Below are 22,562 nucleotides of genomic sequence, written 5' to 3' on the forward strand. Positions count from 1 at the left end.
CGGGCCAAAGGCGAACGCTGCCGCTTTTTCGGAATTGCTTCGTCCTCTCCGCTGCTCCGTGCATCCTCCCGACTTTAAAAGATAACAATCCGAAATCGCTAGTCTCCTGCGATTTTTGAGATGGTAAAAGGGTCAGGAACAGGGTCTAGATCCCCCTGTTCTTGACCTTTTGTCCTTCATGCCACAGAGTGAAATGTACGGATGGCTAAAGTAAATGGAAAGAGCGAGTATTGGTGGAAATTCAACCACCGATACTCGCTCTTTTAAATTAGTTTTGCTGATGAACGGGAGATGAAGGAGGGGACTCGCCCAGTGCGTTCACTGCGGTAATACGGAACCATCCCTTAGCTTTCTTTTTCCCGCCCTTGTTGTAGTCGAACTGTGTAAAACGGGGGGAGCCGACCAGATTAAAAGGCTCCTGTCCGTTCTCGCTGTAATATACGTTATAGCCGATAATACCTTGCTCAGGTCCATTGGCGGCCCACTGCAACTTGATTCCATTGCCGGCTGCTTCCGCCACAGGCTGCCCCGGAGCGGAAGGAGGAGCGCTCGGTTGTTCACCTTCACCGGCAGCAGGATCATCCAGGACCGGATCAGGATCCGGTACGGTGGCGGTGCTGGTGCTAGGCGCCGATTCACGCCCTGCAACATCGACTGCCGTGACATAAAACTCCCCTGGTGATTCCGTAAATACTTTGGAGCCGTCAGCCATAACGATTTTACCGGTGCGGCTGAAGCCGTCCCCGGTGGAGCGATACAGCCGGTAACCGACGACATCGTCATCCCCGCTAGGAGAGAAGGAGATGACCGCTTTTCCGTCCTCAAGGCTTACCTGGACATTCACAGGAGGTTCAGGATCTCTTCCGTTGTCCTTCCTTGGGTCCACCCGGGTCGGAAGCTCATCGTCAGCATCGGCCGGGAGATAATAGGACAGCGATTTATGCTCCTTCATCTTGGAAAATGCTTTCTGCAGCTCCTTGATCAGCTCGGAGATCGGTTTCTCACGTTTGATGACGGTCTGCTGGCTCAGGAATTCATCAGGTGTGCCATCACGCGGAATATAGTTGACTCCGTTGTACGTAATATATTTTGCTCTTGCGACCGCATCATCGCTTTGTGTCGGCACATACTTGGCATTGAAAATATCCGTAACGAACTTGTTCGTCAAGGAAGTCGGCAGCTTGCCGCTGTATGCTGAAACGGTGCGGGTCACGATGCCGTCCGGCTTCTCGAATTCATGGTCTTCGAAAAGCTGTGGATCCGAATCAACAACCTCGTTCATGATGGTCGCCCACAGCCGCCGTGCCCGCTCCTTCTGCTTACTCGTTTCGAGCTTGTGGATCGGCTGCTTGTATCCGACCCAAACGCCGAGTGTGACGTCCGGTGTAAACCCTTGAAACCATACGTCGGTGTAGGACTGGGTCGTTCCGGTTTTGCCCGCGATCGGGATGTCATTATGCTTGAAATTGCGGTTAACGAGCGCCCCTGTGCCGTCCCTCACGACAGTTTTCAGCATGTCTGTCATCAGATAGGCGGTTTGTGGCGAGAATGCCTTCACAGGCTTCGCTTCGTGTTTGTAGACAATGTTTCCTTTGGAATCGACAATTTTGCTGATCATATAAGCATCATTGAATACACCGCCATTGGCGATCGCGCCGTAGGCATTTGTCAATTCCTCTACGGTAACTCCATACTTCAGCCCGCCGAGCACACCGGTCTTGGCCTGGTAATCACTATCTTCAATAGTAGTAATACCGAGCTTTTTGACAAATCCCCAGGCTTTATCAATGCCTACCTTATCATTGAATATTTTGAGCGCAACCGTGTTGATTGATTTATTGAGCGCATGACGCGCCGTTACAAGTCCTTCGTAGCGGTTATTGGAGTTTTTCGGAATATGATATCCGTTCACTCCGTCTTTAAGAATAATAGGAGCATCGTCCAATACGCTGCCCGGTTGAACCAGCCCGGCTTCCAGTGCTGGCAAGTAGGCGGCGATCGGCTTCATGGCCGAACCCGGCTGGCGTACCATCTGTGTGGCATAGTTCATCTGCTCTTCATTAAAATCGCGGCCTTCAATCATGCCGAGAATTGCGCCTGTCTTATGGTTGATCAGCATGGCGGCCGTCTGTTCCATGCCTTTGGTCTGGCTGGTCGGCGAGAAATTGTTGGCATTTTCGGCGATGCTTCGCATCGTTTTATATACGGTTTTGTCAATGGTCGTATAAATTCTGTATCCACCGGTGCGCAGCTGTTGCAGCGCTTCTTCCTGATCGGTCTGATTTGTGCCCGCCGCTTCTCCCGTTTCCGTATCTGACTGCTGCTCCGTCCCTTTCTGGAGAGACATCAGGATCTGGGCAGCCTGCCGTTCGGTTTCCATCATAAGATATGGATAAGTATTGTAGGCCTTAACTGCTCTCTTTGCCAGCGATTTCTTGATATCGAACGCCAGGGCATCATCATATTGCGCCCGGACGATCTTGCCCTCCTCCAGCATGCGGGAGAGCACCAGCTTCTGCCGGTTCATGGCCTTATTAAAGGCCGACTCGTTAAATTCCCCTTTGCCGTTAAAGGCGGAGTAAGTACTCGGAAGCTGCGGGAGCCCAGCCAGATACGCCGCTTGGGCAATATTCAGCTTGCTCAGATCGGTAATGTTAAAAATACCCTTGGCTGCAGCCTTGATGCCAAACACGTTGTATCCGTTGGAGCCGTTGCCGAATGGAACCTTGTTTAGATAAGCGGTCATGATCTGTTCCTTGGTCATAAACCGTTCCAGGCGCATCGCCAGCAAAATTTCCTTGATCTTGCGGTCTTCGGTACGGTCAAGATTCAGAAATACGCGCCGTGCCAGCTGCTGAGTCAGCGTGCTTCCGCCGGTCTGGACAGATTCCTTCAGCACTTTTTGTTTGACTGCGCGCATGGTGCCCGATAAATCCACGCCCTTATGCTCATAAAAACGATTGTCCTCAATGGCGACAACCGCATCGATGACGATTTGCGGGATTTGCTCATAGGTGACAGGACGCCTATCCTCTTCGGTACGGAGTTGCCCGATCGGTGAGCCATCTTCAAAGTAGGCGAATCCGGTAATGGCATTTTCGCCCACCTTTTGCTCGATCGTCTCCCTGCTGCGTACAGGCTCATCCTTTACGATGGAGGCCACATACCCTGACACGGCTCCACCGGCGAACAATAGGCCCATGCAGCCCAACACCACGATCCATTTCAGAGTGACGCCGATCCTGCGAAAAATGGTTTTTGCCCGGGAGCCCTGTCGGTCAGGGGGGATTTTTTTCTCATCAACCATCAAGCTTTCCTCCTTTTAACAGGCACTATTATAGCATAAAATTGAAATTTTAACCCATAAGCTGAAAGCCAAACTTCCTGTATGTTGACTTGCGCAAAAAAATTATGTTATAAATAGTTCAAAGTAGCTTAAAGTACATATGGATAAAAGCTGGGAAAGACTAAAGTAGAAGGCGGCAAGGCGTGCGCAGAGAGACGGTGGGTGGTGCGAACCGTAGACGTTCCTCCTTTGAATTACCGTCTGGAGCTGTCCGGATGAACAGGGGAGCGAGGCAAGCGTTCCTGCAGTAGTCCGGTACCGGGCAGCGACCCGTTATTGCAATGAAGTGAAAGTGTATCGCCCTTCGCAGGCGTGCGCTTTAATTAGGGTGGTAACGCGAGCAGGCTCCTTCTCGTCCCTTGGGATGGGAAGGAGCCTTTTTGTGCATTTTTATAATACGGGAGGAATCAGCAAATATGAAATGGGAAGAGCTTACCCCTGCGCAGCAGGCGGAAACAGAGCGCCAACTCGCTATTTTGACGCGCGGGGTGGTGGAAATCGTTCCAGAGGATGAATTCAAGCAAAAAATCGCGAAAGCGGTCGTGAGCGGCGAGCCCTTGAAGGTCAAGCTTGGGCTTGATCCGTCGGCTCCGGATCTGCATATCGGACATACGGTTGTAATGCACAAGCTGCGGCAGTTTCAGGAGCTTGGCCACCAGGTACAGTTGATTATTGGGGATTTCACAGGCCGGATCGGGGACCCGACAGGCAAATCCGAGACGCGCAAGCAGCTGTCTGAAGAGGATGTGCAGCGCAATGCGGAGACGTACAAGCAGCAGCTGTTCAAAATTCTTGACCCGGAGAAGACGAAGGTCTACTACAATTCGGAATGGCTCGGGCCGATGACCTTTGCGGACGTGGTGAACCTTTCTGCCAAAGTGACCGTGGCCCGCATGATGGAAAGAGACGATTTCACGAAACGGTTCCAGGGCGGCCTGCCGATCAGCATTCACGAGTTTTTCTACCCGCTCATGCAGGGCATGGACTCCGTGGCGCTGAAGAGCGATGTGGAGCTGGGCGGTACGGATCAGAAGTTCAATCTGCTTATGGGACGTACGCTGCAGAAGGAATACGGTGTGGATACACAGGCTACCATGATGCTGCCGCTGCTGGAAGGTCTGGACGGCGTACAGAAAATGAGCAAAAGTCTTGGCAACTACATCGGAATTGATGAGGAACCGAATGAGATGTACGGGAAGGCCATGTCTGTGCCGGACGAGCTGATGCTCAAGTACTTTGAGCTGGCGACCGATGTGTCCGGCGAGGAGCTTAAGAAGATGAAGGAGGGACTGCAGGACGGCAGTGTGCATCCCCGTGATGCCAAAATGCTGCTGGCCCGTACGCTTGTCCGGATGTACCATGGGGAAGAGGCGGCAAACGCAGCCCAGGAGCATTTCGTTACGGTATTTCAGCAGCGCGCGCTTCCGGAAGACATCAAGGAGTTCAATCTGGGGACCGGCGAGCTTGAGAACGGAAGCATCCGTGTCATCAAGCTGCTGACACTGCTTGGCTTTGCTGCTTCTAACGGCGAGGCAAGACGGAGCATCCAGCAGGGAGCCGTCAAGATTAATGAAGAAAAATGGGCGGATCCGAATGCGGATTATACACCACAGGACGGGGATATCATTCAGGTTGGCAAACGCAAATTCGCGAAGCTCAAGCTGGTCTGATTTTCCTGGAGAAAAAAAGAACCCGGAAAATAAATTCCGGGTTCTTTGGCTTGCTTCCAATATTAACGGTTGTAGAATTCGACGATTTGCTTCTCGTCGATGTCCTGGGACAACTCAGCGCGCTCAGGCAGGCGGATGTACTTGCCTTCCACTGCAGCATCGTTGTACTCCAGGTAAGCTGGCAGATGGTTGCGGTTGTCAATAGCTTCTTTGACGGAAGACAAAGAGCGGCTTCTTTCACGCAGACCGATTACGTCGCCCAGGCTTACTTGATAGGAAGCGATGTCGACTTTTTTGCCGTTTACAGTCACATGACCATGGGATACCAGCTGGCGTGCGCCCGCACGGGAATTCGCAAATCCGAGACGGAATACCAGGTTGTCCAGACGGCTTTCCAGCAGGAACATAAAGTTCTCACCGGCAATGCCTTGCATGTGTTGTGCTTTGTTAAAGAGCGTGTGGAATTGCTTCTCTCCCAAACCGTACATGTGACGCAGTTTTTGCTTTTCAGCCAGCTGCATGCCGTAGTTGCTCATTTTTCTGCGTTGGTTAGGACCATGCTGTCCCGGAGGGAAAGGGCGTTTCAATTCTTTGCCGGTACCGCTCAGGGAGATGCCCAGACGGCGGCTCAATTTAAATTTAGGACCAGTGTAACGTGCCATTATAGAGTTAACTCCTTCATAATTAAATTTTGAGTGGGGCTTCTCTTTGCGCTCCATTTTGTTCGGCGCCGGATTCCATGCGCGCTAACTGACGGGAAAGTTCAGCCGCTGTCCTGTCAGCAACAAAAAAGATGAGGGTGACACAACTGTTACGCCCAAAATTTAAGACTGCTGCCCATAGGCAGATACAGTCTTCATCAACAATATATATTATATGAAATGGATAATTAAAGTCAATAGCGTACAAGAAAAACGTTCGAAAAAGCGCTTTCAAAGAAGCAAAACTAAGGATATCGATCATTTAGGACTTTGGAAAAATACGCGTCGTTTTTTGTCGATAGGTCTTTTTGACTATAAATTGTAGGTGCAAAGTCATAGATTACAAGGTAATATAAGTAGAAGCCAGTTTCATTTGCATCCAAAAAATATATAGCATGATCGGATAAATGCAATTTTCACAAGATCAGTAATGCAAAAAGGGCGGTGTCCTTCATGTCAAAGTTCCATATGACGGGTCATAACGACGGAGATGATGATAGCGTTAGCCGATCAAGTGTGTTCATGGCAGAGTATCCGGTAATACTGCCGGATCTGAATGATATGGACATAACCTCCTTCGATTTTCCGTACCTTGACGAGCTTTTGTCATATGCGCATGCCAGATGGCTTCAGCAATGCTCGGGCCTGGAATGGATAAGTGCACTGGATACGGCGGTGTTTACACCTATGGGAACAAGGGTCGAACCGGGACAGGCCGACGAGGAGTTGCAGCTTTTGATTAAACAGGTGTTGGAGTCAGGGAAATTACAGCTCTCTGCACCGGATTCCAGGTGCTGTGCTGCCGCCCTGCCGGTATTGAGCAGACATCATGGGGAAATATTCGCAGTACTTGTTTTTACATCTCGGGCCGGCGGTACACTGCCTGAGCCTGAACTGCTCGAAACAACTGCTCTTCATTTTCGCTCATGCTTCTACCAGCAGTTCGAATGTCAGCTTTTGCCGACTGCGCTGAAGAAAAGAAATTCATCGGACAGGGAAGCGAAGCTGCGCTCCACGATGTTCCAGATCGCAAGAAACATGCATGATAAAATCGATGTGGATGCCGTGCTTGACGAGGTGTTCTGCAGCATTGAAAATTTGTTTTCGAATGTCCGGCTTACCCTGTTTCTGTCCCACGATCACCGCAGCAGCAATCCCCGTGTAAAACAGCTCCTGCTCCGTCAGGGGGAAGATAATATATGTCTGCGGGCATTCATAAAGGGGGCGCTTGTTGCCAGCTGGAATTTGGACGAGGAGAACAGCGGCCAGGCAGCGGACAGGACGGTTATTGAGTTTGGCATACCTTTGCGGGGAAAGCAGGGGATCTATGGTGTTTTTCTCATGGAGCTGCCGGTCAACTATAAGTATCCGGAGCAGGAGGAACTGGATCTTATAACGATGCTGGCGGATACCGCTGGTACAGCGTTCGAAAATGCCAAATTGCTGGAGCAGTCCAATATGCTGAACCATGAGCTGAGGCTGATCAATGTGCTGGCACAACGGCTGAACCGGAGCCTTAGGCTGAACGATATTTTCACATTCGCTGTGCAGGAACTGATTAACGTATTCAGTGCCGAGCATTGCTGCATCGTTCAACTGAATGAGGAAAAAAACTGTTTTGAGGTGATGGGCTGCACCCTTGAACACGGCAAAGGGAGCATGTTTCCCGTTAATTACGGCTTTTCGAGCATTTTGTACACGACCGGGGAACCGATTATTTTGGCAGATTATATGGAGCGAGCCCCTACAATCTCGGTTTTTATGGAGGATACGCTGTCACGATCTCTCATGGGGGTTCCTCTGACGATCAATGGCAAAGTAAAAGGCGCGATTTTACTCACTCACCGTGAGCCCCATTATTTTTCCTATGAAAACTACAAGCTGCTGCAGATGTTCACGCCCCATATCGGCATTGCGATTATGAATGCTTCGCTGCACGCGCAGGTAAAGCAGCTGGCCAATACGGACATGGTGACCGGACTCCACAACCGCCGGTACCTGAATGCGAAAATTATGGACTATCAGAAGAAGGATGTCTGCGGTTCCCTGATTTTGCTGGATATTGACCACTTCAAGAAAATTAACGATACCTACGGTCACCTGAAGGGAGACTCGGTTTTGGAGCATGTAAGCCGCGTCATACGCGCTGCGGTGCGTGAAAGAGACATATGTGCGCGTTGGGGAGGGGAAGAAATTGCCGTTTATATGCCAGCGGCTGGAATTCAGCAGGCGGTTCAGTATGCGGAGCTGATCAGGACAAGGGTTTCCGCAGAAATAGAACCGGCCGTGACGGTATCCTGCGGCATTGCGGCCTGGAGTCGTGAGGATGAAGATATCAGTATTGAAAACCTGTTTAATAAAGCGGACATGGCCCTTTATCGTGCCAAAGCAAGGGGACGTAACCGGGTGGTGACGGAATAGAGATAGATATGGCGGTTTCACTTTGAAAACGAACAAAGAAAGATGACGCTTTCGGGCGCCATCTTTTTCATTTTCCGATGCATATTTTGGCGCGTATGGAGAGGATACTACGCTGACAGAAATGATAACGGAAGGAGCGTCATGTATGTTCAGAGCAGTGTCCGGAGCGGCTGCCTTCCTGATCTGCTTAACCGCCTTGTATATCACAGGCTGCACACCCATGGACAACGGCCGCACCCCTGAAGAATATTTCAGCCTGGCGGTGTCCAGCCTTGCCGGCAAAGAAGAATTTCAATTTCACGGCATGTCGGCGCTGCGCTTGGGCGTCAGCGGCGAATTTCACCAGCAGGTGCATTTTGAGGGCAAGCTTCGCAGCCATGACCAGCTTACTGTCAGCACAGTGGCCCCTGCAGGAGAAGGAATGGAAGCCGCGGCACAAGCGGGCAAATCGGGTCTAACCGAGAACTTTTACAGGCTCCGCGGAGCGTGGCGGGGAGGAACAGATGCCATGGCGGGGAGACCGGGGAGACTGAATCCGGTCAGCCGGCTGGAGGAGCTTGGCAAGCTGGAGAAGCAAATCACCCTGGAAAAGGCGGCACCGCGCGGCACGCGGATGTTCAGGATTGAGGTGTCTGACAGGGATGCGAAAAAGTGGATGTCCGCTGAACTGCAAAAAGAGATGGACGACGTGAACAGCAGATTCCGGCGGCTTGCCGCCAAACAGCCTGTACCGGAACACAGCAAGCTTAATACCGAGCTGGATGCTGCATGGAAAAAGGCGAATGACGAGCTTGTCCGTCGGCTGGAGGCCGCACAGGTGCGTACGGTATATCATTTGACAGTAGACCGCAGGACTCTTTTGCCGCAGCGGCTGTCTTCAGATACCCATATTCTGTATCAGGATCAGGTTGGCGGGGTGCAGGAGGAGTCGCTGGTGACGGATACTTTTTTTCGGGACTATAAGTAAAAGCCAGGTCGTGATACAATGGGTTCTGAATTTACCAGTGTTTAATAAACACGATGTAGAGGAGAGACCTGCATATGAGAGATCCGCGAATTGTAAAACTGGCGCAAAACCTGGTCGGTTATTCCGTTGATGTTCAGCCCGGCGAAAACGTGCTGGTGGAAATGATCGGTTCGGAGAGAGACCTGCTGAACGCCATTATTGAGGAAGTAGGACGGAAGGGCGGCAATGTTTTTGTACAGCTGACGGACCGTACGGTGCAGCGGGCGATGCTTATGAACGCTACCCGCAAGCAAATGGAAATCTGGGCGGATATCGATCTGAACCGTATGAAGCAGATGGATTGTTATATCGGCATCCGGGCAGGGGAGAACGTGAATGACCTGTCCGACGTGCCGGAAGAGAACATGAAGCTGTACAACTCTGTTTATTCCCATCCGGTACATAGCGAGCAAAGAGTGAAGCACACGAAATGGGTAGTGCTGCGTTACCCGAATGCCAGTATGGCCCAGCTGGCCAACACCAGTACAGAGGCGTTTGAAGATTTTTATTTCGACGTCTGCAACCTGGATTATGCCAAAATGGACCGGGCGCAGGATGCGCTGGCAGACTTGATGAAACGGACCGACAAGGTTCGCATCACCGGGCCTGGCACAGACCTCACATTCTCCATTAAAGGAATTGGCGCCGTCAAATGCTCCGGTCAATGCAATATCCCTGATGGTGAGGTGTATACAGCGCCTGTGCGCGATTCCATCAACGGAACAATCAGCTATAACACGGCGACACTGTACAACGGCGTTACTTTCGAAAATGTAACATTCCGTTTTGAGAACGGTAAAATTGTGGAGGCCACCAGCAACAATACGGAGCGGATCAACGAGATTCTGAACTCGGACGAGGGAGCGCGCCACATTGGCGAATTCGCTATCGGCTTTAACCCTTACATTCTGCATCCGATGAAGGATATTTTGTTTGACGAGAAAATAGCAGGCAGCCTGCACTTCACGCCCGGACAGGCATATGAGACGGCAGATAACGGAAACCGTTCCTCCATTCACTGGGATCTGGTTTTGATTCAGCGTCCGGATTACGGCGGCGGCGAAATTTATTTTGACGATGTGCTGATTCGCAAGGACGGGATTTTTATTGTGCCTGAGCTGGAGGCATTAAATCCGGAAAACTTGAAATAAACATAATATTGTTGCTGGGAAAGCGATTTCAATGTATCATGTAGGTGTAATTACTATATATATGAATAAGTGAAACTGCATGATCACTGAGTTGGAAAGCGGAGGGATTCCTTATGTCAAACAATGCGGCCGTTGTTGAAATTGCCCAGACAGCCGGCAAATTTACTTCATCCATCGTGCTCCATTCTGAAAACAAGTACATTGATGTGAAAAGTATTCTGGGCTTGTTTACTACGCTGGTGGACACCCACAGCTATGAGCTTCATGTGCATGGACCGGATGCCGACGCAGCGAAAATTGCGATGGCGGGCGTGTTCGCCAAGCATGGTCTGAAAATTACGATCGCGCAAGACTAGTTTAAAAGCCTGTAATAAAAAGCATTCCTGCCGTTCCGGCAGGAATGCTTTTTTTAGCAGGTTCTTGTATTAGCCAGCAATTTCGTCTAATATGAACTGTAGGACGCGTATGTGATTTCGAGACAGAGGGGGGAAAAATGTGACTTCATCTGATTTACAGGAACAGCTCAATTTGAAAGCAATTACTCTTCTTCAAGAAGATGCGGATAAAATACACAAGCTCATTGAAGTGCAGATGGAAAACCTGGCTACCCGTTACTGTCCTCTCTACGAGGAAGTGCTGGATACTCAAATGTACGGCTTTTCCAAAGAAGTCGATTTTGCCGTCCGTGCCGGACTACTCCCTGAAATGGTGGGCAAACAGCTGGTAAGCAAGCTGGAACGGAATCTTGCGATGCTCTACGAGGCTATGAACAAAAAGGAAGAGTAACTTCGGCGCGAGCAATTATAGAAGAGGCATGCGGTTATCTGGCTGCATGCTTTTTTAAAGATTATAACGATACACAAGAGAGAGAGCAGCATCCGGCGCGGATGCTGCTCTCTTCGCACAATCGCTAAGACCTCAAGCAATTACCTATACAAGGAAGAAAGACACGCCCAGCATGACGTATACCACGAGCAGCATCAAGCCCTCATACCAGTTGGTTGAGCCGTCCTGGGTGATCGATTTGGCGATAAACACCGAAACGGCTATGGCCACAAGCTCGATGGTTGAAAAGACGATATCCATCGTATCACCTGTAAAATAACTGACAAAAATCAGCACAGGCGCGACAAAAAGGGCGATCTGCAGGCTGCTGCCCACGGCAATTTCGACGGAAGCGCCGATTTTGTTTTTCATGGCCAGCAGAATGGCTGCGCTGTGTTCGGCTGCGTTGCCGATTATGGCAACCAGGAATGCGCCCACAAACAGCTCACTGAGACCGAATTGGGTCGTGAAGGTTTCCAAAGTACCGACCAGCCACTCACTGACAAAGGCGACCATCACGGTGGCCAATACCAGATATAGAATCGATCTGCCTTTGGACCAGGCGGGCTCATGCTCATGGGCGAGCTGCTGATCCTCATCTTCTGTGACATCGGCAAGGTAATCCTTATGAGTAATCATGGAGAACAGCAGCCATGCCAAATAGGCGAGAATAAGAATACCTGCCACAACCAGGCTGAGCGTATCGGCTTCCGTTTCTGTAATGGAGTGTGTGTTCAGAAATACAGCCGGTACGAACAGGGAAATGACCGCTACAATCATCAAAGATCCGCTCAATCCGGCCAGCGAAACATTATAATTTTGCACTTTATACTTCAAGCCGCCGGCAAAAAGGCTGGCTCCCAGTACAAGCAGCAGGTTGCCGATAATGGAGCCGGTCAAGCTTGCTTTAACCATGTCGTAGAGGCCTTCCTTGATCAGAAAGATCGCAATGATCAGTTCGGCCGCGTTGCCAAATGTCGCATTCAGAAATCCGCCCAGCCGCTGTCCCGCGTAATGGGCTACGCTTTCCGTGGCCCGCCCGAGAAAACCGGCTACAAAAATGACGGCAATGGCTGCAATGACAAACTGGAGAATCGGATTCCAGTGCGCATAATGCGCGATTGCGGCCAACAAAAAGGTGATAATCAATAGTGCGGGAGATAACCATTTTTTCATTACAACTGTCCACCTCAATCGATATATGTATTTTGTTGGATCAGGGATGACAAATTAAAGTATGCTTTATGAATATACCCAGAATGACATACTTTGTAAACGGATTTCATGGTTTCATGGAATTCCCCAATGTCCAGTTTGCATTTATGGGGGGGAACGATTTACAATACGGTAAAGGAAGCAAAGGGGGATATTGGTATGGCAGAACAGCTGGAATTGGAAATGGGCAATATTCGCATCTCCAATGAAGTCGTATCGAAAATTGCCGGCATGGCGGCCTTGGAAACACCTGGTATCGCAGCCATGTCAGGAGGCTTGTCCGAGGGCTGGGCCAAGAGGCTTAGCGGGAAAAATGTGCAAAAGGGCGTGACGGTGGAAGTCGGACAGCTGGAAGCCGCCATTGACCTGCGTATTATTGTTCTGTATGAAACACCGATACAGGAAGTGTCCCGGATGCTTCAGCAGAACGTAAGGGAAGCCGTCGAGAGCATGACTGGCCTGCGCGTTGTGGAGGTTAACGTCAAGGTTGAGGGCGTAGCCTTCAAGGACGACGAGCAGTAAAACTGTTTTATATGGCAAAAAGACTGGCGGATGAATGTTCCGCCAGTCTTTTTTTGCCTGTATCTAGTTTTGTCTGAAACGATTCATCCTCCGGTTCTCGAACCGGGTAGGAGCGCTGGTGCGGATGGCAACCTCCTTGGTGCGCTCCTGAATGACCTGTCTGGAATTTTCGCGTGAAATGCTCAGCATGATGCCCATGGACAGCATCATCACAAGCAAGGAGGAGCCGCCGTAGCTGATAAACGGCAAAGTTACCCCGGTCATCGGGATAGTCTGTGTAACCCCCCCGATATTAATAAATGCCTGAATGGAAATCAGTCCCATAATTCCCGTTCCCACCAGCGTTCCAAACGGGTCCTGGCACCTTAAGGCAATCACCATTCCTCTCCAGATAAAATACAGATAGAGGATGAGAAATATGGTTGTGCCGATAAAGCCGAGCTCCTCGCCGATGACAGAAAAGATGAAATCGTTAAAAGCGTTCGGCAGATAATGGAGCTTCATAATGCCTTGTCCAAAACCCGTGCCTGAAATTCCCCCATCGCCGATGGCGCGCAGGGATTGCAGCAGATTGTAACCGGAGCCCTGCGGGTCTGTGCGGGGATCAAGAAAGGCCTCAACACGTCCGACCCGGTAATCCTTTTTATCCATTCCTGTGTCAGCATCAGCGGATATGGAATCCAGCAGCGAGCCGACGCCGAATACGATCGATGCGGCCACCACCAGCAGCAGCAGCGAGCCGGTAATATGCTTCAGGCTGGCGCCGCCGGCATAAATGATCAACCCGCTGGTAGCTACGAGGATGAGGCAGGAGCCCAGGTCAGGCTGGAGCATGACAAGGCCCGCCACGAATCCGACAATTACGGTGACCGGCAGAAAACCTGTCTTGAGATCCCGGAATTTTTCTCCCTTTTTGGCGATCAGTGCGGAAAGATACAGAATGATTGTGATTTTGGCAAACTCTGTCGGTTGAATGCCAAACGCGCCTGCATTAAACCAGCTTCTCGCACCATTCAGTCTGCCTGCAAACAGGACCAGGATAAGCAGAATTACCGTAAAGATGAACATCGGTTTAAACAGCTTTTTATATTTCTCCATCCGGATATTCATCGCAACGAACATCACCAAAGTGCCGAGCACCGCGAAAGCGGCCTGCCGCTTGGTCAAATAAAACGGGTCATTGTTCATGCCGTCATTCATAAGTGCAACGCTGTAGCTTGAACTGTATATCATAACCACTCCGAATCCGACCAAAAGCAGCGTCAGAATGAGCAGCTGAAAATCCGGCGTGCCTCTCCGACGCTCCGGCTTCTTATCTTTCATATCCCGTTCCCCTTGATTTCGCCTATCAAGCTTAAGGCTTCAGGCGTTCATTTGGTATTGTCTGAAGATATTAGAAAGTACAAACTCCCTGGAATAATTCTCCTAATATCGCAAGGAAAACCACAACTAGACGCGGTCTGTCTTCTGTGAATGTACGTCGATAGACGTTTTTCTTATAGTTTCCATCATAGTATGTTTGCCTGCCTTCTGCAACCCAAACAAGGCTGTTATATACCGCAAAGCATACTGATCTGCTACAATGAAAAGATAGAATTGAATTTGCGGACCGGCACGGAAGGAGATGTAACGGATGAAAGAAGAAGTATGGATGAAGGAACTGCAGGAGCAGATGGTACAATGGCGGCGTCACCTTCACATGAACCCGGAAATTTCCTTTCAGGAAAGCCGTACGGCTGCGTTTGTAGCAGCCAAGCTTAAGCAATGGGATATTGAAGTCAGGGAAAATGTGGGGGGCCATGGCGTTATCGGAACGATCCGCGGCACCCAGCCGGGGCCTGTCGTCATGCTTCGTGCCGATATGGACGCCCTGCCGATTGAAGACGAGAAGGACTGCGAGTACCGTTCCACAGTTAAAGGGTCAATGCATGCTTGCGGGCATGACGGGCATACCTCGATGTTGCTTGGCACGGCCGCGTATTTCAGTCGCCACCGGGACAGCATTAAGGGGGAAATCCGCTTTCTATTTCAGCCAGCGGAGGAGCTGCTTCCCGGGGGAGCGGTTAGCGTGATCCGTGAAGGCGGGCTGGAAGGCGTCGACGTGATCTATGGCATCCATCTCTGGACGCCGCTGCCCTCGGGAACAGCGGCCAGCTGTGCAGGGGCGATGATGGCAGCTGCCGATGATTTTTATATCGAGCTGACGGGGAAAGGCGGTCATGGCGGTATGCCGCAAGCGACGATTGACAGCGTGGTGGCCGGATCTGCCCTCGTCATGCAGCTGCAGAGCGTAGTAAGCCGCTCCGTGGACCCTCTTCAGCCGGCCGTTCTGACCGTAGGCACGATTCATGGCGGCTCTGCACAGAACGTCATTGCGGAGACGTGCAAGCTTAGCGGAACGGTGCGCACGTTCGACGAGCATAGCCGCTCCGTCATGAAGGAAAGGCTGCATACCATTACGGAGCAGACAGCGGCTGCCTATGGAACAAGCGCTTCGATCGAGTACATTATGGGTTATCCTCCGGTGGTGAACGATGCGGAGGAGGCAGGGCGTTTCTTTAGGGAGGCAGCATCCGTGTTTGGCGCCTCCGGTGTGCAGGAGTCGCCCAAGCTGATGCCTGCCGAGGATTTTGCATATTATCTGCAGCAGGTGTCTGGCTGCTTCATGTTCGTCGGAGCGGGCAATCCGGAGAAAGGGGCTGCCTATCCGCATCATCATCCCAAGTTCGATTTCGACGAGGATGTCATGCTGGACGGAGTGAAGCTGTTCATCCGGATGAGTGAAGCATACGCCGAGCAGCATTCTGCGCGTAAGGCATAAAGCCCCATGGCGGGTGTTCCGTTAAAGCTGCCCGCTTCCAACGAATGAGTCATGAAAATTTGGGTATCCTACTGTTCGAAAGGAGGATGTTCCCATGAGAACCATTCAGGATGTCATGACCAAGGATTGTGTGACAGTGTCCCCGCAGGACCCGCTCCATGAGGCAGCCATGAAGATGAGACAGAATGATACCGGCTTTATTCCCGTGATTGAGCAGGGCTCCCGCAAGCTGGTGGGGGTGCTGACCGACCGGGATTTGACCGTGCGCGGGTACGCCAACAATCATTCTGGCACAACCCCGGTGGATCAGGTGATGAGCAAGGATATCCGCACCATTGCCCCGGGCAAAGATGTGCATGATGCTGCCCGCATTATGGCTGATGAGCTTATCCGCCGTCTTCCTGTCGTTGAAAATGGCAATCTGGTCGGCGTGGTGTCGATCGGGGATCTCGCGGTGCGCGACATCTTCGCCGATAACGCGGGGGAGGCGCTAAGCCGCATCTCGGAGCACGTTCACTAGTTCGCTTAAGTTACGAATGGCCGGACATGGAGTTCAATCCCGCGGGATTGGGCTTCTTGTCTTAAAAGGTGCTTTTTTGGGGGAGTATTTACATATCAAGCAAGTGGAGAATTCGAAAGAAGGGGACAGTCATGAAAGAGGATAAGCCTTGTATTGTGCAGCGCGACGGTTCGGTGCTTCTGGCCGCCGATTCCGCTGCGGCGGAGCATGCCCGCTTCGAGCTGCAGCACTTTGCCGAGCTTGTCAAAAGTCCGGCAGCCTTTCATACATACCGGATCACTCCGCTTTCCCTATGGCATGCCGCCTCGCTGGGCTGGACCGCCGAACAGATCGTGGAGACGCTCCAGCGCCTGTCCAAATGGGATGTTCCCGCAGCCGTTGCCAACAACATCCGGAAGGTTGCAGCCAGGTACGGAAAGCTGCGCCTGGAGCAAAACGGTGGGGAAGGGCTGAAACTGGTGTCTGAGGACGAAGGGCTGTTGAGGGAGCTTCTCGTTCTGGACGAGATCGGAAAATACGGACTGCAGAGCCTGGACAAGCACACTGTTCACGTTCCGGCCATCGGACGGGGGGGACTCAAGCAGGAGCTGACCCGTCTTGGCTATCCTGTCATTGACTTGGCCGGGTTCCACCAGGGGAGCGGACTGTCGTTCTCGCTAAGGGGACGCAAGGGCAGGCTTGAGCTCAGGGATTATCAGGCAGACGCGGTCCAGGCCTTCGAGGGAAATGATGGCATGGGCGGCAGCGGTGTGCTGGTGCTTCCCTGCGGTGCAGGGAAGACCGTGATCGGTATGGCAGTCATGGAGCGCCAGCAGTGCGAGGTGCTTATTTTGACATCCAATACGACGTCCGTGCGGCAATGGATTGAGGAGCTGAAGGACAAGACAGACATCCCGGAGAGCAGTATCGGCGAATATTCCGGCCAGAAAAAACAGGTTCGGCCCGTAACCGCCGCCACTTACCAGATCCTGACCCACCGGCGCTCCAAAGAGGGCGAGTTCGAGCATATGAAGCTGCTCAGTGAACGGAATTGGGGGCTGATCATTTATGACGAAGTGCATCTGCTTCCCGCCCCTGTATTCAGGGCGACGGCGGACATTCAGGCTACACGGCGGCTCGGACTCACCGCTACATTGGTGAGGGAGGACGGAGCGGAGCAGGACGTATTTTCCCTGATTGGTCCCAAACGTTATGAAATGCCCTGGAAGGTGTTGGAGCAGCAAGGTTGGATCGCCAAGGTGCAGTGTGTGGAAATGCGAATTCCCATGGCAAGCCCGCTTAAGGAAAAATACAGCCTCACCGAAGGGAAGCAGCGCTACAGGCTCGCCGCGGAGAACCCCGCCAAGCTGGAGGCTGTCCGGAGCCTGCTCAGCCAGCACGAGGGCAAGCCGGCGCTGGTCATCGGACAGTATTTGGATCAACTGCGTCATGTGGCGCGGGAATTGAAGGCGCCGCTTATTACGGGCAGCATGCCGCAAGGCGAAAGGGTCCGGTTGTTTGAAGCTTTCCGACGGGGAGAAATCAGCACCATTATTGTGTCCAAGGTGGCCAATTTTGCGGTGGATCTGCCGGATGCGGCTGTAGCGGTCGAAATATCGGGCAGCTTTGGCTCCCGGCAGGAGGAGGCTCAGCGGCTCGGGCGGATTCTGCGGCCCAAGGCAGGGGAGAACATGGCTTTTTTCTATACCCTTGTGACAGAGAACAGCAAGGAAACAGAATTTGCTGCCAAACGGCAAATGTTCCTCATTGAGCAGGGATATGAGTACCGCTTGATTGGACCGGAGCGGATACCGGAGCTTGCGGAAACGGATAAGCCTGTAAAGAGGGAGGCATGATGACGGAAATGGTGCGAAAGGAAGCAGAGGGCACGCTGATCGGACTGACGCCGGAGGAGAGGCTGCTGCTGAAACATTGCTTCATCCGTTATGCCGGACAGCCGATGGAGGAAGCAGCGCCTGTACGCCTGCTTGCAGGCAGGCTGAGCGGGGCCGAATGCCGAATCGCGGTGCTGGGGCTTCGACAGAAGGGCTGGCTGGATGCTGTCGTGAAAACATGGGGAGAGCGGCTGTTGTTCATCCCTGCGGTCAGGCTGCCGGGGCTGTACAGACTGCTGCTATCGAAAGAGAGGGGCACACCGGACGCGGGCGGGCAGCCGGAAACGCTGCTTGAGGCCGGGGAAGGCATGGAAGCCCGTCTGCTGCACGTGCTTGCCTGGATCGTCAGAAACGGTCTCCCGTTAACCTCCAAAGGCACGGTACATAAAAGAGCTTTGACAAGAATGAACGAACTATCGCCCTTCAAGGAGAGCTCCTTGCGGAGCTTGGGGCTGCAGTATGCCCACAGCGACATTTATTCGCTGCCAGCGGCGGTGCTGCTTGATCTGCTGCTCAGCCTTGGATTGCTGGTGAAGGACACATCCGCTTACACCGTTCATACGCCTGCTCTCTTCTCATGGATCAGGCTGCCGCAGACGCAAATGAGCCGCTGGATACTGCTGACGGTCATGGAGCGATACGGCCGGTCCAATCCTGCCGCACAGCATGTGCGCGGGCTCCTGTGCTCGGCCGGGACCCGGACAGAAGAGTGGTTGGCTGTGGACCCGCTGCTGGAATTACTGCGGCAGGCGGAGGCTGTCGTGGACCTTGATCTGAGGGAGGAGGCGGATCAGTGGATGACGGTGCTGGCGGAATTCGGTCTGGCGGATAAAGGCATGACGGACGCCGGCTCGCTGTTCATCCGCTGGAGGATTCCGGCCGCAGAGATGCTGAAGCCGGATTTCTCGCCTGCCGAACCGGAGCAGAACGGCTTTTATGTACAGCCGGATTTCGAAATTATTGTTCCGCCGGAATGCGGCTTTGAGATCCGCTGGCTGCTGGAATGCTGCGCCGGGCAGACGAGCGCGGGCCGGATGTCCATGTACCGGCTCAGCCGCGAGAGCATCACGGAGGCAGTGGAGTCGGGAATGGAACTGCAGGCGCTGGAGGGATTTTTGATGGCCTACTCTTTCAACGGTATTCCGGATAACGTTCTGCATGCCATCAGGCAGTGGGCAGGCGGGACCGCCCGTACCTCCTTCGCAGCTGTTACGCTGCTGCGCTGCCGCAGCCGGGAGGAGGCGGATATTGCGGCTGGCGATCCCCGGCTCAGCGGCCTGCTGGAGCGGCTGGGCGAGCATGATTTTATCATCCCGCCCGGTGAGGAGGAGCGTGTCCGCAAGGCGCTGGCCGCCATCGGTCTTACGCCGCGCAAAGGGACAGAGGGAAGCGGCAGCTCCGTTCCTTCTTTTCCTCTGCCTTCGCAGGAATCTCTGGGGACATCTGCCGAACCGGAGCATGCTGATTTTTATGCGGAAGGACGACCGGGGCTTGTATATAGTGGGAAAACGCTACATTTTTATGACAAGGACGCAGAGGTGCCTTCACCTGAATCTTTTTTTCCGGGCAGGTCGTCCGTTCCGTCCTCATGGACTTCCCAGCTCCGCTCCTATCATCCTTCTACAGCCAGACAGATCATGGAGCAGGCGGTCGAATGGCAGACAGCAGTCATGCTGCGCAGCGGCGATCAAGATATGGTGTGGCTGCCGGAGGCGGTCAGCGGTGGAGCCGAGTGGCAGGTAACCGGCTGGTTTCGTAGCCCCGAGGGAACAGACCGGCAGGCCAAAACCGTGCTGAAGCCGTCTGATTGGAGGGAAATGCGGCTGCTGCTGCCCATTCCGCTTGTTTAAACCGGAACCCGCTTTTATTAAAACCGCTTCTTTCCCAACGCATGATGTGATATGATGAATTCGTCTACCTTGCATAAAATTTAAAAGAAGCGAGATGAATATTCATGGACGTAGCCGAGTTGAACACGGTGAATATGGCCGAAGTGCTGATATACGCCTATGAATTAGGCGACATGATCAATGAGTCCGCCGAAGTGTCGGACTATCTATATTGGAAGCAGCGTGTGGCGGAAAACCCTGAAATTGCGGGGTGGATCCGCAAGCTGGAAGCCAAGAAGGAACTGTTCGAGGAAACGAAGCGTTTCGGACATTTTCATCCGAATTACCATGCAGCCAAGGAAGAGATAGAGGCTGTGGAGGCGCAGATGGAGCAGTTTGAAGAGGTGCGCCATTTCAAGCAGGCAGAGAAAGCGCTGGACGATCTGCTGCACGAAATGTCGGAAACGATTGCCTTCTCTGTTTCCGACAGCATTAAAGTGCCGAGCAATGATCCGTTGCCAAAAGGCGGATGCGGAAGCGGCGGCAAATGCTCCTGTGGCTGACCTGCCGAACCTGCTGCTTGATGGAAAAGGGGGAGAAAGCATGTTTGCCGAACGGACAGGTTATATCATCTGGGTATCAGATGTGAAGGCCGCGCGCAATCTGGAGAAGTACGGGAGCGTACACTATATTTCCAAGCGGCTTCAATATGTCGTCATGTACATGGACGCAACCCGTGCAGAGGATACGATTAAAAATATCCGCAGGCTTCCATACGTACGTAAAATTGAGCGTTCCTTCAGGAACGAAATCAAGACAGAGTACTCCAAAGCCCAGGATAAGACGAATTTTTACGGGATGTAGGGTTGCTATAATCTGTAAAAAAACAGCCTAATGGCTGTTTTTTTGCATTTGGCGTATGATCGTCTGCCATCCTGTGTCAGTTTTGCCCCAGCGGGGAAAGCAAGGTATACTAGGTCTATAAGTACATGCGGACAGGTTCTGAATAGCAGTTTCGGATTCATAGCTTGTAGCATTGGGACTATTGATGTAATGTATTGGATATATTTAGATAGTAAGACCTATCTATCGGGAGTGATACCCATGCGGGATAAAGCGATGCAGCGTTGGAGCACTTACGAGCCTTTTTATGTAGTTTTGGGTGACAAGAGAGTGGCCGACATCGTCATAACGAATCATGCCAAAATGCGTTATAGTGATCGTGTGGAGAACAAGGAAACCGGGACGGACCAGATTGCCTCATGGCTGTGGGAATGCCTTAAGCAGAACAGAATGACCTCTTACTACCGCAATGAACAGGATGTTTATCTTATCGATAAGGATATCGTCGTTGTAGCCGAATTCGGCGAGCTTCCCGGAGAAATGGATATCGCAGGCAGCCCGCTGCATAAAATGATTATCGTAACTTTTCTTGGACGCATGTCAGAGACGATCGAGCTCAGGGATTTGAAATCCTATTATTCATGGCTGCGGCACTCACGGCGCATGGCATTGATCAAGAACAGCCGCACTCGGAAATGAACCGTCATCCATCTTATATTGCAGAGCATGCAGACGACTGTACGCTCTTTTTTGTGTTTCGGGGAGAAAGGAATCGGTATAGGCGAAAGAGAATTTCGTCACTTTTGGGGGATGTTTTGTGGGTTGGTGGTGAATCGGTTAAAATGGGAATACAGGAAAGGAGCGGTATTGTTTGAACTTTCACCAGCTTCATATTTTTTATACCGTAGCGGAAAGAGGAAGCTTTTCAGCCGCCGCCCAGTCGCTTCATATGACCCAACCGGCCGTAACGATGCAGATTCAGTCTCTGGAGGATTATTTCGGCGCCAAGCTGCTGAACCGTTCGACCAAAAAGATCGAGCTGTCCGAAGCGGGGAAAGCGCTGCTTCCATACGCCAAAAGGAGCATTGACCTTTTCCGTGAAGCGGATCAGTCGATGTCCTCCTTCACCCACATGCTGGAGGGCAGGCTGCAACTGGGGGCGAGCCTTACGATCGGCGAATATGTGCTGCCGCGGCTGCTGGGCCCGTTCGGACGGGAATTTCCCCATATCCGGGTGATGATGAAGGTAATGAACACAGCCCAGATCATGGATGAAATTCTGAAGAACCAGCTGACCTTCGGATTGATTGAAGGGCCGGTGCAGCATGCCGATATAACGGTTGAGCCGGTTATGCAGGATGAACTGAAGCTCATGGTTCCTGCCGGACATCCGCTGGCAGAGCAGCAGATCGTTAAAATGGAAGATGCGCTTGCCTACCCCTTTGTGCTGAGGGAGCAGGGCTCCGGCACACGTCAGGTGATGGAGGATGAACTGATGCGCAAAAATTTTGATCTCTCCAGGCTTGATACTGTGATGGAGCTTGGGAGCACTGGAGCGGTGAAATCGGCGGTCGAGGAAGGGCTTGGCATTACGATGCTGTCTCCTTCTTCGGTCAAGCATGAGGTTGCCCTCGGTCTGCTCAAGGTTGTGGACATTGAAGATGTATCCTTCAAGCGCCAGTTTTATGCCATACATTTAAAATCTTCACTGCTTCCCATACCGGCCGTCACCTTTCTGACTTATCTGCGCCGCCAGCAGCCAGAGCCGATGAGTGCGGCACAGGATCAGGAACAGATACGGATAGGGGAGGCGTAGAA

The 22,562-nt window shown here is 52.1% G+C and carries 19 protein-coding genes and 1 other annotated feature; of the genes, 15 read left to right on the forward strand and 4 right to left on the reverse strand.

The genetic code is table 11. The features are described 5' to 3' along the window. Positions 1–268 precede the first annotated feature (268 nt). Positions 269–3,307: a transglycosylase domain-containing protein gene (locus ACE41H_RS05840; protein WP_375353919.1), complete on the reverse strand. Its 3,039-nt coding sequence runs from the start codon at positions 3,305–3,307 to the stop codon at positions 269–271. A 143-nt stretch (positions 3,308–3,450) separates the two neighbouring features. After that, positions 3,451–3,709: a binding site (T-box leader), on the forward strand. Positions 3,710–3,762: 53 nt separating this feature from the next. On the opposite strand from ACE41H_RS05840, the gene tyrS reads away from it, so the two are divergent. Then, positions 3,763–5,016, forward strand: a complete 1,254-nt coding sequence (tyrS, locus tag ACE41H_RS05845; RefSeq protein ID WP_375353920.1) for a tyrosine--tRNA ligase — start codon at positions 3,763–3,765, stop codon at positions 5,014–5,016. 62 nt (positions 5,017–5,078) lie between these two features. On the opposite strand, the gene rpsD is transcribed toward tyrS, so the two are convergent. Beyond that, on the reverse strand, positions 5,079–5,678 hold the full coding sequence (gene rpsD / locus ACE41H_RS05850) for a 30S ribosomal protein S4 (RefSeq protein WP_375353922.1): 600 nt from the start codon (positions 5,676–5,678) through the stop codon (positions 5,079–5,081). A 492-nt stretch (positions 5,679–6,170) separates the two neighbouring features. Between rpsD and ACE41H_RS05855 the strand changes: the two genes are divergently transcribed. The 5 genes from ACE41H_RS05855 (at position 6,171) to ACE41H_RS05875 (ending at position 11,081) form a co-directional block, all read left to right on the forward strand. Continuing rightward, complete coding sequence (locus ACE41H_RS05855) at positions 6,171–8,138, forward strand: sensor domain-containing diguanylate cyclase (RefSeq protein ID WP_375353923.1); 1,968 nt, start codon at positions 6,171–6,173, stop codon at positions 8,136–8,138. 145 nt (positions 8,139–8,283) lie between these two features. Continuing rightward, a complete protein-coding gene (locus tag ACE41H_RS05860) occupies positions 8,284–9,105 on the forward strand; it encodes a hypothetical protein (RefSeq protein WP_375353925.1) in 822 nt (273 codons plus the stop codon). Positions 9,106–9,179: 74 nt separating this feature from the next. After that, positions 9,180–10,295: an aminopeptidase gene (locus tag ACE41H_RS05865; RefSeq protein ID WP_375353927.1), complete on the forward strand. Its 1,116-nt coding sequence runs from the start codon at positions 9,180–9,182 to the stop codon at positions 10,293–10,295. A 113-nt stretch (positions 10,296–10,408) separates the two neighbouring features. Next, positions 10,409–10,651, forward strand: a complete 243-nt coding sequence (locus ACE41H_RS05870; protein WP_375353928.1) for an HPr family phosphocarrier protein — start codon at positions 10,409–10,411, stop codon at positions 10,649–10,651. A 139-nt stretch (positions 10,652–10,790) separates the two neighbouring features. After that, positions 10,791–11,081 carry an Fpa/YlaN family protein gene (locus ACE41H_RS05875; protein ID WP_375353929.1) on the forward strand — a complete coding sequence of 97 codons (291 nt, stop codon included), beginning with the start codon at positions 10,791–10,793 and terminating at the stop codon, positions 11,079–11,081. Between the two features lie 144 nt (positions 11,082–11,225). On the opposite strand, the gene cax is transcribed toward ACE41H_RS05875, so the two are convergent. Then, the gene (gene cax, locus ACE41H_RS05880) at positions 11,226–12,296 is read right to left on the reverse strand and encodes a calcium/proton exchanger (protein ID WP_375353930.1); all 1,071 of its coding nucleotides are present in this window, start codon (positions 12,294–12,296) and stop codon (positions 11,226–11,228) included. 198 nt (positions 12,297–12,494) lie between these two features. Here cax and ACE41H_RS05885 point away from each other — a divergent pair, with 198 nt between their 5' ends. Further along, on the forward strand, positions 12,495–12,857 hold the full coding sequence (locus tag ACE41H_RS05885; protein WP_375353932.1) for an Asp23/Gls24 family envelope stress response protein: 363 nt from the start codon (positions 12,495–12,497) through the stop codon (positions 12,855–12,857). A 63-nt stretch (positions 12,858–12,920) separates the two neighbouring features. On the opposite strand, the gene ftsW is transcribed toward ACE41H_RS05885, so the two are convergent. Continuing rightward, the gene (gene ftsW / locus ACE41H_RS05890; protein ID WP_375353934.1) at positions 12,921–14,180 is read right to left on the reverse strand and encodes a putative lipid II flippase FtsW; all 1,260 of its coding nucleotides are present in this window, start codon (positions 14,178–14,180) and stop codon (positions 12,921–12,923) included. Between the two features lie 310 nt (positions 14,181–14,490). Between ftsW and ACE41H_RS05895 the strand changes: the two genes are divergently transcribed. The 8 genes from ACE41H_RS05895 to ACE41H_RS05930 all read left to right on the forward strand — a co-directional run bounded on the left by ACE41H_RS05895 (position 14,491) and on the right by ACE41H_RS05930 (position 22,560). Continuing rightward, positions 14,491–15,678: an amidohydrolase gene (locus ACE41H_RS05895; RefSeq protein WP_375353935.1), complete on the forward strand. Its 1,188-nt coding sequence runs from the start codon at positions 14,491–14,493 to the stop codon at positions 15,676–15,678. Positions 15,679–15,772: 94 nt separating this feature from the next. Further along, positions 15,773–16,198, forward strand: coding sequence for a CBS domain-containing protein (locus ACE41H_RS05900; protein WP_375353936.1), 426 nt, complete (start codon positions 15,773–15,775; stop codon positions 16,196–16,198). 131 nt (positions 16,199–16,329) lie between these two features. Beyond that, a complete protein-coding gene (locus ACE41H_RS05905; protein ID WP_375353937.1) occupies positions 16,330–18,033 on the forward strand; it encodes a DNA repair helicase XPB in 1,704 nt (567 codons plus the stop codon). Further along, a complete protein-coding gene (locus ACE41H_RS05910; RefSeq protein WP_375353938.1) occupies positions 18,030–19,922 on the forward strand; it encodes a helicase-associated domain-containing protein in 1,893 nt (630 codons plus the stop codon). The genes ACE41H_RS05905 and ACE41H_RS05910 overlap by 4 nt, the downstream gene beginning before the upstream one ends. 104 nt (positions 19,923–20,026) lie before the next feature. Beyond that, the gene (locus ACE41H_RS05915; protein ID WP_375353939.1) at positions 20,027–20,464 is read left to right on the forward strand and encodes a YlbF/YmcA family competence regulator; all 438 of its coding nucleotides are present in this window, start codon (positions 20,027–20,029) and stop codon (positions 20,462–20,464) included. 40 nt (positions 20,465–20,504) lie between these two features. Continuing rightward, positions 20,505–20,765, forward strand: a complete 261-nt coding sequence (locus tag ACE41H_RS05920; RefSeq protein WP_375354044.1) for a YlbG family protein — start codon at positions 20,505–20,507, stop codon at positions 20,763–20,765. 240 nt (positions 20,766–21,005) lie between these two features. After that, entirely contained in the window at positions 21,006–21,443 is a 438-nt protein-coding gene (locus ACE41H_RS05925; protein WP_375353940.1) for a hypothetical protein, read from the forward strand. A gap of 172 nt (positions 21,444–21,615) precedes the next feature. Continuing rightward, entirely contained in the window at positions 21,616–22,560 is a 945-nt protein-coding gene (locus ACE41H_RS05930; RefSeq protein ID WP_375353942.1) for a selenium metabolism-associated LysR family transcriptional regulator, read from the forward strand. Positions 22,561–22,562: the final 2 nt, after the last annotated feature.

This window comes from Paenibacillus enshidis (assembly GCF_042136365.1).
GTDB lineage: Bacteria > Bacillota > Bacilli > Paenibacillales > Paenibacillaceae > Paenibacillus > Paenibacillus enshidis.